At 71.9% G+C, this 13,022-nt stretch carries 13 protein-coding genes; all 13 read left to right on the forward strand.

The window, feature by feature from the left end:
* Window positions 1-2: 2 nt before the first annotated feature.
* The 13 genes from HYV93_02030 (at window position 3) to HYV93_02090 (ending at window position 12,968) form a co-directional block, all read left to right on the forward strand.
* Complete coding sequence (locus HYV93_02030; protein MBI2524738.1) at window positions 3-1,013, forward strand: MBL fold metallo-hydrolase; 1,011 nt, start codon at window positions 3-5, stop codon at window positions 1,011-1,013.
* Between the two features lie 264 nt (window positions 1,014-1,277).
* Window positions 1,278-3,149 (forward strand): 2-oxoacid:acceptor oxidoreductase subunit alpha, encoded by a 1,872-nt coding sequence (locus tag HYV93_02035; GenBank protein ID MBI2524739.1) that lies wholly within the window; start codon window positions 1,278-1,280, stop codon window positions 3,147-3,149.
* A gap of 5 nt (window positions 3,150-3,154) precedes the next feature.
* Window positions 3,155-4,186: a 2-oxoacid:ferredoxin oxidoreductase subunit beta gene (locus tag HYV93_02040; protein ID MBI2524740.1), complete on the forward strand. Its 1,032-nt coding sequence runs from the start codon at window positions 3,155-3,157 to the stop codon at window positions 4,184-4,186.
* A gap of 143 nt (window positions 4,187-4,329) precedes the next feature.
* Window positions 4,330-4,554 carry a type II toxin-antitoxin system HicB family antitoxin gene (locus tag HYV93_02045; GenBank protein MBI2524741.1) on the forward strand — a complete coding sequence of 75 codons (225 nt, stop codon included), beginning with the start codon at window positions 4,330-4,332 and terminating at the stop codon, window positions 4,552-4,554.
* On the forward strand, window positions 4,547-4,768 hold the full coding sequence (locus HYV93_02050; GenBank protein ID MBI2524742.1) for a type II toxin-antitoxin system HicA family toxin: 222 nt from the start codon (window positions 4,547-4,549) through the stop codon (window positions 4,766-4,768). Before HYV93_02045 ends, HYV93_02050 begins: the two co-directional genes overlap by 8 nt.
* Window positions 4,769-4,863: 95 nt before the next feature.
* Complete coding sequence (locus tag HYV93_02055) at window positions 4,864-6,207, forward strand: FAD-binding protein (protein ID MBI2524743.1); 1,344 nt, start codon at window positions 4,864-4,866, stop codon at window positions 6,205-6,207.
* A 3-nt stretch (window positions 6,208-6,210) separates the two neighbouring features.
* Window positions 6,211-7,521, forward strand: coding sequence for an FAD-binding oxidoreductase (locus HYV93_02060; protein MBI2524744.1), 1,311 nt, complete (start codon window positions 6,211-6,213; stop codon window positions 7,519-7,521).
* The gene (locus HYV93_02065) at window positions 7,518-8,795 is read left to right on the forward strand and encodes a (Fe-S)-binding protein (protein MBI2524745.1); all 1,278 of its coding nucleotides are present in this window, start codon (window positions 7,518-7,520) and stop codon (window positions 8,793-8,795) included. Before HYV93_02060 ends, HYV93_02065 begins: the two co-directional genes overlap by 4 nt.
* An 8-nt stretch (window positions 8,796-8,803) precedes the next feature.
* On the forward strand, window positions 8,804-9,535 hold the full coding sequence (locus tag HYV93_02070; GenBank protein ID MBI2524746.1) for a (Fe-S)-binding protein: 732 nt from the start codon (window positions 8,804-8,806) through the stop codon (window positions 9,533-9,535).
* A gap of 130 nt (window positions 9,536-9,665) precedes the next feature.
* Window positions 9,666-11,075 carry an iron-sulfur cluster-binding protein gene (locus tag HYV93_02075; GenBank protein MBI2524747.1) on the forward strand — a complete coding sequence of 470 codons (1,410 nt, stop codon included), beginning with the start codon at window positions 9,666-9,668 and terminating at the stop codon, window positions 11,073-11,075.
* Window positions 11,075-11,803 carry a lactate utilization protein gene (locus tag HYV93_02080; GenBank protein MBI2524748.1) on the forward strand — a complete coding sequence of 243 codons (729 nt, stop codon included), beginning with the start codon at window positions 11,075-11,077 and terminating at the stop codon, window positions 11,801-11,803. The genes HYV93_02075 and HYV93_02080 overlap by 1 nt, the downstream gene beginning before the upstream one ends.
* Entirely contained in the window at window positions 11,800-12,216 is a 417-nt protein-coding gene (locus HYV93_02085) for a DUF2203 domain-containing protein (protein MBI2524749.1), read from the forward strand. Before HYV93_02080 ends, HYV93_02085 begins: the two co-directional genes overlap by 4 nt.
* On the forward strand, window positions 12,213-12,968 hold the full coding sequence (locus HYV93_02090; protein MBI2524750.1) for an HAD family hydrolase: 756 nt from the start codon (window positions 12,213-12,215) through the stop codon (window positions 12,966-12,968). The genes HYV93_02085 and HYV93_02090 overlap by 4 nt, the downstream gene beginning before the upstream one ends.
* Window positions 12,969-13,022 lie beyond the last annotated feature (54 nt).

The following is a 13,022-nucleotide window of genomic DNA, read 5'->3' on the forward strand; positions in this document are numbered from 1 at the left end:
GCATGGACGTCACCCGCTTCGTCTCCGCCTCGGGGATCCGCGCCTACCTCTTGCCCGTGGAGACCTTTCCGGGCCACGTCAACAACATCTACCTGATCCTGGACGGTGGCCAGGTCACGCTCCTCGACGTGGGCTCGGGCCTGGAGATGTCCAACGAGGGGCTCGAGCGCCGCATCGGCGAGGTGCGGGAGCGCTTCCGCGAGGACGTGACGCTCGAGCAGGTGCAGCACGTGGTCATCAGCCACGCGCACATGGACCACTTCGGCTGGGCGGGGCGCTTTGCCCGGCCGGGCGGGGCCGAGGTGTACGTGCACGAGCTGGATGCCCGCGTGCTCAACAACTTCGAGGAGCGGCTGGTCCTGGCCTCCAAGGACCTGCGCGTGTTCATGGAGCGGGCGGGCGTCAAGCCCGAGGCGCGGGCGGCGCTGGAGGAGATGTACCGCTTCTCCAAGGACTTCTTCAAGTCGGTGGAGATCCGACACCCGGTGCGTGACGGCGACCGGATCATCAACGGCTACCGGGTGCACCACGTCCCGGGACACTGCCCGGGGCAGATCTGCCTCGAGGTGGAGGACTTGCTCTTCACCGCCGATCACGTGCTGGCGCGCATCACGCCGCACCAGTCGCCCGCCTCCATCACGCCCTTCTGCGGGCTCGAGCTCTACCTCCGCTCGCTGGAGCGGATCCGGCGCATCGAGGGCGTCACGGTGGCGCTCCCGGGCCACGAGGCGCCCATCGAGGACCTCGCCGGGCGCATCGAGGAGATCGTGGCGCATCACCGTCGCCGGCTCGACCGGGTGCTCGACATCTGTGGCGAGCCCCGCTCGCTGGCGGGCGTGTCCCGGACGCTCTTCGGCGACCAGGCCGGCTACAGCCGCATCCTGGCACTGGAGGAGGCGGGGGCGCACGTCGAGTATCTGTTCGAGCGGGGCGAGCTACGCATTGCCAATCTCGACGAGGTGGCCCGCGAGCCGAACCCCGTGATCCACTACGAGGCCCGGCGGGGCGCCTAGGGGTCAGGTCTTGCATTACGACATGCGTCAGGGCATGGGTCATGCTGCAGCGGCGCGGCCGGGGCCACGTGTCGGATTGCAAGACCTGACCCCCAAGTTGCGAATCCAGGTCCGCTTGGGTAGCATGGCCCTTGGGCTCTCGTGGCCTCCCGCAGGGCTCTCCGATGGCAAACTGATCCGCGGCTCCCCCTGCCCGGAGTGTGACCGGTCGCGGCGCGACCCGAGGGAGTGCGCGCAGCGGGAGAGCAGGAAAGGACAGACTGCATGAGCGAGACGACGGCCTCGGCCCCCGTCGCGGCCAAGCCGCGACGGACGCTGACGCGGGCGGTGATCCGCTTCGCCGGGGACTCGGGGGACGGCATGCAGGTCACGGGCGAGCAGTTCACGACCGAGGCGGCGTGGGCGGGCAACGACATCGCGACCCTGCCCAACTTCCCGGCCGAGATCCGCGCCCCGGCCGGGACCCTCTTCGGCGTCTCCTCCTTCCAGCTCCAGTTCGGCAGCCAGCGCGTGTACACCCCCGGGGACCAGCTGGACGCCCTGGTGGCCATGAACCCGGCGGCCCTCAAGGTGCACCTCGGCGACCTCAAGCCCGGCGGCATCCTCGTCGTCAACGCGGCGGCCTTCGAGGAGCGGAACCTGGCCAAGGCCGGCTACGAGAAGAGCGCGCTCGGGGACCCGGGGCTCGCCGAGAAGTACCGCGTCCACCAGGTGGACATCACGGGGCTCACCAAGAAGGCGCTGGAGGACCTGCCGCTCAACGCGAAGGAGAAGGACCGCTGCCGGAACTTCTTCGCGCTGGGGCTGGTGTCCTGGATCTACACGCGCCCGCTGGAGCCCACGCTGGACGCCATCCGGAAGCGTTTCGCGAGGAACCCGCAATTCGTCGAGGCCAACATCCGGGTGCTCAAGGCCGGGCATGCCTTCGGCGAGACGGCCGAGATGTTCGGCGAGCACTACGGGATCGAGCCGGCCGAGATGGCGCCGGGCGTCTACCGGAGCATGACCGGAAACCGCGCGCTCGCCTGGGGCGTGCTGGCGGCGGCGCAGCGCACCCAGCTGCCCGTCGTGTTCGGCGCCTACCCGATCACGCCGGCCAGCGATGTCCTCCACGAGCTGGCGCTGCACAAGCGCTTCCGCATCCGCACCTTCCAGGCCGAGGACGAGATCGCGGCCATGGGCGCGATCATCGGCGCGGCCTTCGGGGGAGCCATCGGGGTCACCGCCAGTAGCGGCCCGGGCATCGCGCTCAAGGGCGAGGCCATCGGGCTGGCGGTGATGGCCGAGTTGCCGGTGGTGGTCTTCGACGTGCAGCGCGGCGGGCCGAGCACGGGGCTGCCGACGAAGACCGAGCAGGCCGACCTCATGCAGGCCATGTACGGGCGCCACAGCGAGGCGCCGGTGGTGGTGCTGGCGCCGGCGAGCCCCGGCGACTGCTTCTTCGTCGCCTACGAGGCGATCCGCATCGCCGTGAGGTACATGGTGCCGGTGATCGTGCTCTCCGACGGGTACCTCGCCAACGGCTCGGAGCCCTGGCTGATCCCGGACCCGGCGACCCTGCCGGACATCCCCGTCAAGTTCCGGACGGAGACGGCGGGTTTCTTCCCGTACCTGCGGGACCCGGCGACCCTGGCGCGGCCGTGGGTGCGTCCGGGCACGCCGGGGCTCGAGCACCGGATCGGCGGCATCGAGAAGGAGGACGTGACCGGCAACATCTCCTACGAGCCCGAGAACCACGACCACATGGTGAGGATGCGCGCCGAGAAGGTGCGGCGCGTCGCCCAGGAGATCCCGCCGACCTCCATCAACGGCCCGCACGGCGGCGATGTGCTGGTGGTGGGCTGGGGCGGGACCTACGGAGCCATCACGGCGGCCGCCGAGGAGGCGCAGCTCGCCGGCAAGGCCGTGGCCTCCATCCACCTCCGCCACCTCAACCCGCTGCCGCCCGACCTCGGGCAGATCCTGCGCCAGTACCGCCGGGTGCTCGTGCCGGAGATCAACAGCGGCCAGCTGATCCGCATCCTGCGCGCCGAGTACCTCGTGGACGCCGTGGGCTTCCACCGCGTCCGCGGGATGCCGCTGCAGACGCAGGAGATCTACGAGGCCATCACGCAGCTGCTGGAGGCCCGGCCGTGACCGCGATGGCGGGCGCGAGCAAGGCGGCCCAGGGCGGTCCGCACTACACGAAGAAGGATTTCGAGTCGGACCAGGACGTCCGCTGGTGCCCCGGCTGCGGGGACTACGCGATCCTCGCCGCGGTGCAGAAGACCATGCCGGATCTCGGCATCCCGCGGGAGAACATCGTGTTCATCTCGGGGATCGGCTGCTCGAGCCGCTTCCCCTACTACATGAACACGTATGGCTTCCACACCATCCACGGGCGGGCGCCGGCGATCGCCACCGGGCTCAAGCTGGCCCGGCCCGAGCTCAAGGTCTTCGTCGTCACGGGCGACGGGGACGGGCTGAGCATCGGCGGTAACCACCTGATGCACGTGCTCAGGCGCAACGTGGACGTGACGGTACTGCTCTTCAACAACCGGATCTACGGCCTCACCAAGGGGCAGTACTCGCCCACCAGCGAGCAGGGGAAGGTGACCAAGTCGACGCCGCTCGGCTCGGCCGAGCGCCCGGTGAGCCCGTGCTCCTTCGCGCTGGCCGTGGGCGCCACCTTCGTGGCGCGCGTCGTGGACCGGAACGTTGGCCACATGGAGGAGGTGCTCCGGCGCGCGGCCCGGCACCGGGGCGCCGCCTTCGTGGAGATCCTCCAGAACTGCAACGTCTACAACGACCTGGCGTGGAACGTGCTCTACGACCGTGAGTCGAAGGTGCTGGCCGAGTTGCGCCTCGAGCACGGCCAGCGCCTCGTCTTCGGCCCGGCCGACGACCGGCGCGGGCTCGTGCTGGACGGCGTGAAACCCCGCGTGGTGCGCGTCAAGGACGTGCCGGAGAGCGCGCTGTGGGTCCACGACGAGCGGGACCGGGCCACGGGCCTCGTCCTGGCCCAGCTCTGGGCGCCGGAGTACCCCGTCCCGCTGGGCGTCATGACCAGCGACGAGACGGTGCCCGTCTACGAGGACACGCTGCTCGCCCAGGAGCGCAAGGCCGTCGCCGACCGGGGCCCCGGGGACATCGCGGCCCTGCTCGGCTCCGGCGAGACCTGGACCATCAAGTAGCCGCCGATGTCCTGCCCCCTCACCCCTCCCTCTGTCCACGGGGAGAGGGTGCAGGGTGAGGGGTGTGACCGACGGCGTGGAGACCGCCGGCTCCCAGCCAGGAGCCGGCGGTTCTTTGATACCGTAGCGATGGAGGTAACCGAATGCCCAAGAGTTCTTATACTGCGATCCTGGAGAAGGAAGGCGGCCTCTACGTCGCGCTATGCCCCGAGCTCGACGTCGCGAGTCAGGGCGCGACCGTGGAAGAGGCCACGGCGAATCTGAAGGAGGCGGTGGAGCTCTTCCTCGAGTGCGCCGATCCCGAGGAGATCAAGCAGCGGTTGCACAGCGAGGTCTTCGTCACGCGGTTTGAAGCAACGCATGGGTAGGCTTCGTATCCTCTCGGGACGCGAAGTTCGCCGCGTTCTCGAAGGGCATGGGTTCTCGGAAGTCCGCGGGCGGGGAAGTCACATGGTGATGCAGCGCAGGACCCCGGAGGGAACCGTGACGGTGCCGGTCCCGGATCACCGGGAGCTTGCCCTCGGGACCCTCGTCTCGATCATCCGTCAGAGCCGGGTGCCCAGGGAGGAGTTCGAGGCGTGAGTGTGGACGCGGGGCTGATCGCGGCGCTGGAGGGCATCGTGGGGCGGGCCGGCGTGGTCGCCACGCCCGAGGGCCGGCTCACCTACGAGTGCGACATGCACACCTTCTACAAGGGGGCGCCCGACGTCGTGGTGCTTCCCACCTCCGCGGCCGAGACGGCGGCCGTGGTCCGGCTCTGCCGTCAGGCGCGCGTCCCCGTCGTGCCCCGCGGCTCGGGCACGGGGCTCATCGGCGGTGCGATGGCCCCGCGGGGCGGCGTCATGGTGGCCATGACGCGCATGAACCGCATCCTCGAGGTGGACCTCCCGAACCGCTGCGCCACGGTGGAGCCCGGGCTCATCAACCTGTGGCTGAGCGACGCCACACGCGCCCACGGCTACTTCTTCGCCCCCGACCCGTCGAGCCAGATGGTCTCCTCCATCGGCGGCAACGCCTCGACCAATGCCGGCGGGCCGCATTGCCTCAAGTACGGCATCACGGTCAATCACGTGCTGGGGTTGCAGATGGCCACGGGGGCGGGGGAGCTCGTCTGGGTGGGCGGCAAGGCCCACGACCGGCCCGGCTATGACCTCCCCGGAGTGATGGTGGGGGCCGAGGGCACCTTCGGCGTGGTGACGGCCGTGATGGTGCGGCTCTTCCACGTGCCGGAGGGGGTGAAGACGCTGCTCGCCTCCTTTTCCAGCATCGAGGACGCCTCCGAGACCGTGTCAGCCATCATCGCCGACGGCATCATCCCCGCCGCGCTGGAGATGCTGGACGAGGCGATGGTCCGCGCCATCGAGGAGGGGATCCACGCCGGCTACCCGAAGGGGGCCAGCGCCGTGCTCCTCATCGAGCTGGACGGCCCCCGGGCCGAGATCGAGGCCCAGGCCCGGCGCATCGAGGAGATCTGTCGCGCGCACCTGGCGCTGGAGCTGCGCGTGTCGCAGAACGACGCCGAGCGCGCGCTGCTCTGGAAGGGGCGCAAGGAGGCCGCCGGCGTCATCGGCCGGCTCACCCCCAACTGGCTGCTCCAGGACGCCGTCGTGCCGCGCTCACGGCTGCCGGAGATCATGCGTGAGATGCTCGCCATCTCCGCCCGGCATCGGCTCGTGTTCGCCAATGTCTTCCACGCCGGTGACGGCAACCTGCATCCCATCATCTGCTACGACGACCGCGTGCCGGGGGAGCTCGAGCGCGCCAAGCAGGCGAACGAGGCGCTCATGCACGCCTGCCTCGCCATGGGGGGCAGCGTCACCGGCGAGCACGGCGTGGGACTGGACAAGGCCGAGAAGCTGCCCTACCAGTTCGCCGCGGCGGATCTCAACTTCATGGCGCGGCTGCGGCGCGTCTTCGACCCCGACACGCTCATGAACCCCGGCAAGCTCCTGCCCGATCACCCGGCTTGCGCAGAGGGATTCAGACCGGCCGCGGCCCTGCCCGGCGGGAGCTGGGTCTAGCCCGTGGTGGTGTCGGTTCAGGCGGCTCGCGGCGCCCTGGCCGAGATCGTCGGGAGCGCCCATGTCGTGAGTGAGCCGGCGGCGCTGGAAGGGCTCGCGGTGGACGGCGCGACGCCGCGCTGGGCCGCGCGCCCCGGCTCGGTGGAGGAGATGAGCCGACTCCTGGCGCTGGCCTCGAGCGAGCGGTGGAGCGTGGTGCCGCGGGGCAGCGGCTCCTGCCTCGATCTCGGCGCGCCGCCGGCCCGCGTGGACCTGCTCCTCGACTGCCGGCGGCTCGACGCCATCGTGGAGCACACCCCCGCGGACATGGTGGCCAGCGTCGGAGCGGGCCTCTCGCTGGCGGCCCTCGGCGCGGCGCTGGGGCGTCACCGCCAGCGCTTCCCGGTGGATCCCGTGGGTGGGGCCTCGCGCAGCGTTGGCGGCGTCCTGGCCACCGGGGCCAGCGGCCCGCTGCGTTTCCGCTACGGCCAGGCCCGCGACCTGCTGCTCGGGGTGCGCTTCGTCCAGGCCGATGGGAGCATCACGTGGGGCGGATCGAAGGTGGTCAAGTCAGTGACAGGATACGATGTCCCCAAGCTCCTGGCGGGCTCGCTCGGCACGCTGGGGGTGATCGCCGAGGCGACGCTCAGGCTGCATCCGATGCCGCCGGCCTCGGGCTCCTGGCTCCTGTCCTTCCGCACCCCCGGCGCGGCGGCGGCCTTCGTCGGGGCGATGCTCGATTCCACCCTCCAGCCGGAGCGGCTGGTCGTGGCCAACGCGGGCGCGCTCAGGGCGGCCGCGCGGCCCGCGGCGCCGGCCGCGGTGGCGGTGTCGGTGGGGAGCATCGCCGAGGCAGTGCGGAGTCAGGGGAGCGAGCTCGTCCGCATGGGGCGGGAGCACGGAGCCATGGTAAGCGATGTCCCGGAGGATGTGTGGCTCGAGCTGGGTGCGGCGCTCGCCGGCCCGGTGAGGCTCAAGCTCTCGGGGGAGCCCGCGCGGCTATGCCACTGGCTGGCGGAGGTGGAGCGTCTGGCGGGCGAGGCCTCGGTGCCCGTCTCGGCGCTTGGCGATGCGGGGAGCGGTGTGCTGTGGCTGTCGCTGGGCAGGGCCGCGGCTGACGGCGGCTGGCTTGCCGGCGCCGTCGGCACCTTGCGCGAGGCGCTCTCGGGTGAGGGCGGAAACCTGGTGGTGGAGCGCGCGCCCCGCAGCCTTAAGGATCATCTCGATGTATGGGGGCCTATCCAAGCGGATTCCCTTGCGATCATGAAGCGGATCAAGCGGGAGTTCGACCCCACCGGCATCCTCAACTCCGGCCGCTTCGTGGGGGGGGCGTGAGCCCCGGGGCCACGGCTCCCTTCATCGCGGATGCCCCGTCCCTGGACGGGCTCCGGGCCTGCGTACACTGCGGCATCTGCCTGCCGCAATGCCCGACCTACCGCGTGCTGGGCGAGGAGATGGACTCACCCCGGGGGCGCCTCTATCTCATGCGCGCGGCGGCGGAGGGGCGCATCGGCCTCACGCCGACGCTTGCGCGCCACCTGGACCTCTGCCTCGGCTGCCGGGGCTGCGAGAGCGCCTGTCCCTCGGGAGTCCCCTTCGGCACCCTGCTCGAGGCGACCCGGAGCCAGCTCGAGCGGCAGGGCGTCCGGGCCCCAGGGAGCGATCACGGCGGCCTCTCCATGCTGCTGCAGTGGTTCCCGTACCCGGGCCGGCTGGGCGCCCTGCTGCCGTGGCTCCGTCTCTACCAGTCGTCGGGGCTCCAGCGGCTGGTACGCGGCCTCGGCCTCCTTGCCCCCTTCAGGCGTCTTCGCGCGATGGAGGCGCTGCTGCCGCGCCTGCCAGCCGCGGTGGCGCTTCCGGAGGTGACGCCGGCCCGGGGCAAGGCGCGGGGGCGGGCGGGGCTCCTCGTGGGCTGCGTCCAGCGCCACTTCTTCCCCGACGTCAATGCGCAGACCGCGCGTCTCCTCGCCGCGGCGGGGTACGACGTGGTCGCGCCGCGTGAGCAGGGGTGCTGCGGGGCGCTGCACCTTCACTCCGGGCGCCTCGATGACTTCCGCGTGCTGGCGCGGCAGCTCATGCGCGCCTTCCCGGCCGACGTCGACGTGATCGTGACCAATGCCGCCGGGTGCGGGTCGGCGCTCAAGGAGTACGGCCGCTGGCTCGAGGGGTCCGAGGCGGAAGCCTTCTCGCAGAAGGTGAAGGACATCTCCGAGGTGCTCGTGGACGCCGAGCTGCCGCTGGGTCCGCTGCCGGTGACGGTCACCTATCAGGACGCCTGCCACCTGGCCCATGGCCAGAAGGTGCGCGCGGAGCCTCGGCTGCTGCTCGGGCGCATCCCCGGGCTGAGGCTCGTGGAGATGGCCGACAGCGACCTCTGCTGCGGGAGCGCCGGCGTCTACAACCTGCTGGAGCCCGGCATGGCGGCGGAGCTGGGCCGGCGCAAGGTCGAGCGCATCCGCGAGAGCGGCGTCTCCCTGGTCGCCGCGGGGAACCCGGGCTGCATCATGCAGATCGAGCAGGCGTGCCGCGGCCTGGGGCTCCCGGTGGAGGTGCTGCACCCCGTGACGCTCCTCGCCCGCGCGCTCGACAGCCATGGAGGCGCGCGGTGAAGGGTCCGGTGAAGGCCTCGCTCATGATCACCTGCCTCGGGGAGATGCTCTTCCCCGAGGTCGGGGTCGCGATCGTGACGCTCCTGCGCCGGCTCGGCGTGACGGTGGACTTCCCGCCGAGACAGACCTGCTGCGGGCTCCCGCTCTTCAACTCGGGCTACCATCGAGCCGCCGCGCGGGTCGCGGCGCGGACCGTGTCCCTCTTCGAAGGCTCCGAGCACGTGGTGGTGCCCTCGGGCTCCTGCGCGTGGCTCGTCAAGCAGGAGTACCCGGCGCTGCTCGCGCGCCACGGCGGCCCCGCGGAGGCGGCGCGGGCGCTCGCGGCGCGGACATGGGAGCTGTCGCAGTTCCTGGTGAAGGTGCTGGGCGTCACGGATGTCGGCTCGCGCTTCCAGGGCCGGGTGACCTACCACGACTCCTGCCACCTGCTCCGGGGGCTCGGGGAGGCCGCCGCGCCGCGGAGCCTGCTCCGCGGGGTCAGAGGCCTCGAGCTGGTGGAGCTCGATGGCGCGGAGGAGTGCTGCGGATTCGGCGGCGCCTTCTCGGTGCGACTCCCCGAGGTGTCGGCCGCCATCCTCGGCAAGAAGGTCCGGTGCCTCGAGCAGACCGGCGCCGGGTGTGTCGTGGCCTGTGACGCCGGCTGCCTCATGCAGATGGGGGGCGCCCTCTCCCGCGCGGGCTCGCGCGTCCAGCCCCTGCACCTGGCCCAGGTCCTCTCCCCTGACGGCACGTCCCGATGAGCCCGTCAGGGCGAAGAGGCCCAACCGCGGCCCGATGTCATCCACATTCAGGCGAGATGGAGAGAGGCCCGTCAGGGCGAAGAGGCCTAACCGCGGCCCGATGTCATCCACATTCAGGCAACATGGTCAGATGAGCGACGAGGCGCTCCGCACCCCCTTCGCAGCCCGGGCCGGCGCCGCGCTCGGCGACGCGCACCTGCAGGAAGCGCTCACGATCGCGACGAGCAAGTTCATGGCGCTGAGGCGCGAGTCCTTCGCCGGCTTCCCCGAGGGCGAGGCGCTGCGCGACCGCGCGCGCGCCGTGAAGGAGGCCACGCTCCAGCGGCTCGACGCTCATCTCGAGCAGCTCGCCGACAGCGTGGAGCGTCTCGGCGGGCACGTGCACTGGGCGGCCAGCGGGGAGGAGGCGCGCGAGATCATCCTCCGTCTCTGCCGGGAGCGCGGCGTGCGCACCGCCGTCAAGTCCAAGTCCATGGCGACGGAGGAGATCGAGCTGAACGCGGCGCTGGAGGCCGCCGGCGTCACGCCCGTGGAGACAGATCTCGGCGAGTACATCATCCAGCTCGCGCACGAGAAGCCCTCCCACATCATCGCCCCGGCGATTCACAAGACCAAGGCGCAGGTGGCCGACCTCTTCTCGCGCGAGCTGCGCCAGCGCTTCCCGGCCGAGCCGGAGGCGCTCACCGCCGCGGCCCGGAAGGAGCTGCGCCAGAAGTTCCTCGCGGCCGACATGGGGATCACGGGCGCCAACTTCGCCGTGGCCGAGACGGGGACCGTCGTGCTCGTCACCAACGAGGGCAACGGGCGCATGGTGACCTCGCTGCCGCGCATCCACGTGGCGGTGATGGGGATCGACAAGGTCATCCCCTCGATGACGGACCTGATGCTGTTCCTGGCGATCCTGGCGCGCAGCGCCACCGGGCAGAAGCTCTCCGTGTACACGACGCTGGTCCGCGGCCCGCGACATGCGGGAGAGCTCGAGGGGCCCGAGGAGTTCCACCTGGTCCTCATGGACAGCGGCCGCTCGGCGCAGATCGCCGGACCCCTGCGCGAGGCGCTGTACTGCCTGCGCTGCGGCGCCTGCCTCAACGTCTGTCCGGTGTACCGGCAGATCGGGGGCCACGCCTACGGGCACACCTATCCGGGGCCGATCGGCATCCTGCTCACGGCCATGCTCAAGGGCGACCGGTCCGTGAAGGAGCTGGCGCATGCCTCGTCGCTGTGCGGGGCCTGCCACGAGGTGTGCCCGGTGCGCATCGACATTCCCCGGATGCTGATCGGACTGCGGGAAGAGCTGGATCGCGCCCGCATTGCCTCGTGGGGCGAGCGGGTGCTCTTCGGCGCGCTCGGCCGCGTGCTCGGCTCGCCGACGCTCTTCAGGCTTGCGGGGCGGATCGGGCGTCTGGCGCAGCGGCCCTTCGTCAGCAACGGCCGCATGCGGCGCCTGCCCTTCCTCTTCGGACGGTGGACGCGGAGCCGCGACCTGCCGCCGGTGGCCGCGAGCCCCTTCAGCGAGCGCTGGACGGATCTGGGGCGCTGATGGCGACGCGCGCCGAGTTCCTCGATCGCGTCCGCCGTGAGGTGCGGCGGGCCCCCGCGCTGTTCGAGGCGGAGCCGGCGCCGCGGCCGGCGCGCCCCGAGGAGGCCGCGGCCGCCCTGCGGCGGGGGCTGGCCGAGCGCTGGCCCGGGGCGCTGGCGCGCTTCCAGCGGGAGCTCGAGGGCGTGGCGGGTGTCTTCCACCGCGTGCCGGCCCTGGAGGCGGTGAGCGGGCTCGTCGCCGATCTGGCGCGGACGATGGGCGCGCGGGAGCTGGTGACGTGGGCGCCGGCCGCCCTCGGTGTCGACCTCGGGCCGGCGCTCGGCGCGGCGGGCCTCGCCGTGACCGCGGCGCCGGCCGGGGGCGGGGAGGCGGCGCGGCTCGCCCACCGCGAGGCCGCCGCGCGCGCCCAGATCGGGGTGACCGGCGTGGACTGGGCGCTGGCCGAGACCGGCACGCTGATCCTGGTCTCGGGCGCGGGGCGGCCGCGCTCGACCTCGCTCCTGCCGGACACCCACGTGGCCGTGTTCGGCAGGCGGCAGCTCCTCGAGCGGCTGGAGCAGGTCGGCATCATGCTGGAGGCGCTGCACGCCGACCCGGCGCGCCACATGACCGGGGCGATGATCAACTTCATCACCGGCCCCTCGCGCACGGCGGACATCGAGCTGACGCTGACCCGCGGCGTCCACGGCCCGAAGGACGTGCACGCCGTCTTCGTGGAGGCGCTGTGACGGAGCGTCACTTCACCGCGGCCGAGGTGGACGCCCTCATCCCGCGGCTCACCGAGCTCATGGGTGCCGCGATGGAGCGCCACCGCCAGGCGACGGCGCTCGCCGGGATGCTGCAGGACGAGCGGGAGCGGATCGGGCGCTCCGGCGGCGGAGTGGTGAACCGGCGCGAGTGGAAGGCGCGCGCCGAGCGGCTCGACGGCCTCACGATCGAGGTACGGGAGGCGGTGACGGCGATCACCGAGCTGGGCGGCGTGGTGAAGGATCTCGACCTGGGGCTCGTGGACTTCCCGGGGCTCGTGCGCGAGGCGGCGGGGGAGGAGCCCGTCAACCTCTGCTGGAAGCACGGCGAGGACGCCGTGCGCTTCTGGCATCGGATGAGCGACGGCTACGCCCAGCGGAAGCCCTTGCCATGAGGTACGGGAGGTGGGACGCGCTCCTCTTCGATCTCTTCGACACGCTGGTGCTCTTCGACCGGGAGCGGCTGCCCGAGATCCACGTGAACGGGCGCGCGCTGCGCTCCACCGCCGGGCAGATGCACGAGGTCTTTCGCCCCTTCGCCCCCGGCGTGTCGCTGGAGGAGTTCGTCTCGGCGCTCTTCTGGAGCTGGCAGGAGGCCGAGCGTGTCCGCGGCGAGAGCCACCGGGAGGTGCCGGCGGCGGAGCGCTTCGCCCTGCTCTTCGGCCGTCTGGGCCTGGACCCGGCGGCGATGGCGCGGGAGGCGCTGCCCATCCTCCTCGCGACCCACATGGAGGCCCTGGCGAAGGCCGTAGTGTTCCCCGGCCACCATCGCGAGGTGCTCGTCACGCTGGGGGCGCGGCACCGGCTCGCGGTCGTCTCCAACTTCGACTACACGCCCACGACGCGATTGGTCCTCGAGCGCGAGGGCATCGCGTCCCTCTTCGCGGCCATCGTCATCTCGGACGCGGTGGGCTGGCGAAAGCCCACGCCCGTGATCTTCGAGAGCGCGCTCGGCGCGCTCGGCGTGCCGCCGGGGCGCGCCCTCTTCGTGGGAGACCGGGCGGATATCGACGTGGCGGGAGCCCACGGCGTGGGGATGCAGGCGGTGTGGATCAACCGCGCCCGTGAGGCGCTGCCCGCGGGGGCCCCGCGGGCCGAGTTCGAGATCCAGGATCTGGCGGAGCTGGGTCGGATCGTCGGCGGCTGAACCGCCCCGCCGGGAGCCGCCCCGCGGGCCGCTCGCGGACTCCGGGCGCGGGGT

It is taken from the genome of Candidatus Rokuibacteriota bacterium (assembly GCA_016188005.1).
Taxonomy (GTDB): domain Bacteria; phylum Methylomirabilota; class Methylomirabilia; order Rokubacteriales; family CSP1-6; genus UBA12499.

Excerpts from the sequence above, each read along its gene's own strand:
- HYV93_02030 (MBI2524738.1), top strand. The coding sequence starts at position 3 with ATGGACGTCACCCGCTTCGTCTCCGCCTCGGGGATCCGCGCCTACCTC.
- HYV93_02035 (MBI2524739.1), top strand. The coding sequence starts at position 1,278 with ATGAGCGAGACGACGGCCTCGGCCCCCGTCGCGGCCAAGCCGCGACGG.
- HYV93_02040 (MBI2524740.1), top strand. The coding sequence starts at position 3,155 with ATGGCGGGCGCGAGCAAGGCGGCCCAGGGCGGTCCGCACTACACGAAG.
- HYV93_02045 (MBI2524741.1), top strand. The coding sequence starts at position 4,330 with ATGCCCAAGAGTTCTTATACTGCGATCCTGGAGAAGGAAGGCGGCCTC.
- HYV93_02050 (MBI2524742.1), top strand. The coding sequence starts at position 4,547 with ATGGGTAGGCTTCGTATCCTCTCGGGACGCGAAGTTCGCCGCGTTCTC.
- HYV93_02055 (MBI2524743.1), top strand. The coding sequence starts at position 4,864 with ATGCACACCTTCTACAAGGGGGCGCCCGACGTCGTGGTGCTTCCCACC.
- HYV93_02075 (MBI2524747.1), top strand. The coding sequence starts at position 9,666 with ATGAGCGACGAGGCGCTCCGCACCCCCTTCGCAGCCCGGGCCGGCGCC.
- HYV93_02080 (MBI2524748.1), top strand. The coding sequence starts at position 11,075 with ATGGCGACGCGCGCCGAGTTCCTCGATCGCGTCCGCCGTGAGGTGCGG.
- HYV93_02090 (MBI2524750.1), top strand. The coding sequence starts at position 12,213 with ATGAGGTACGGGAGGTGGGACGCGCTCCTCTTCGATCTCTTCGACACG.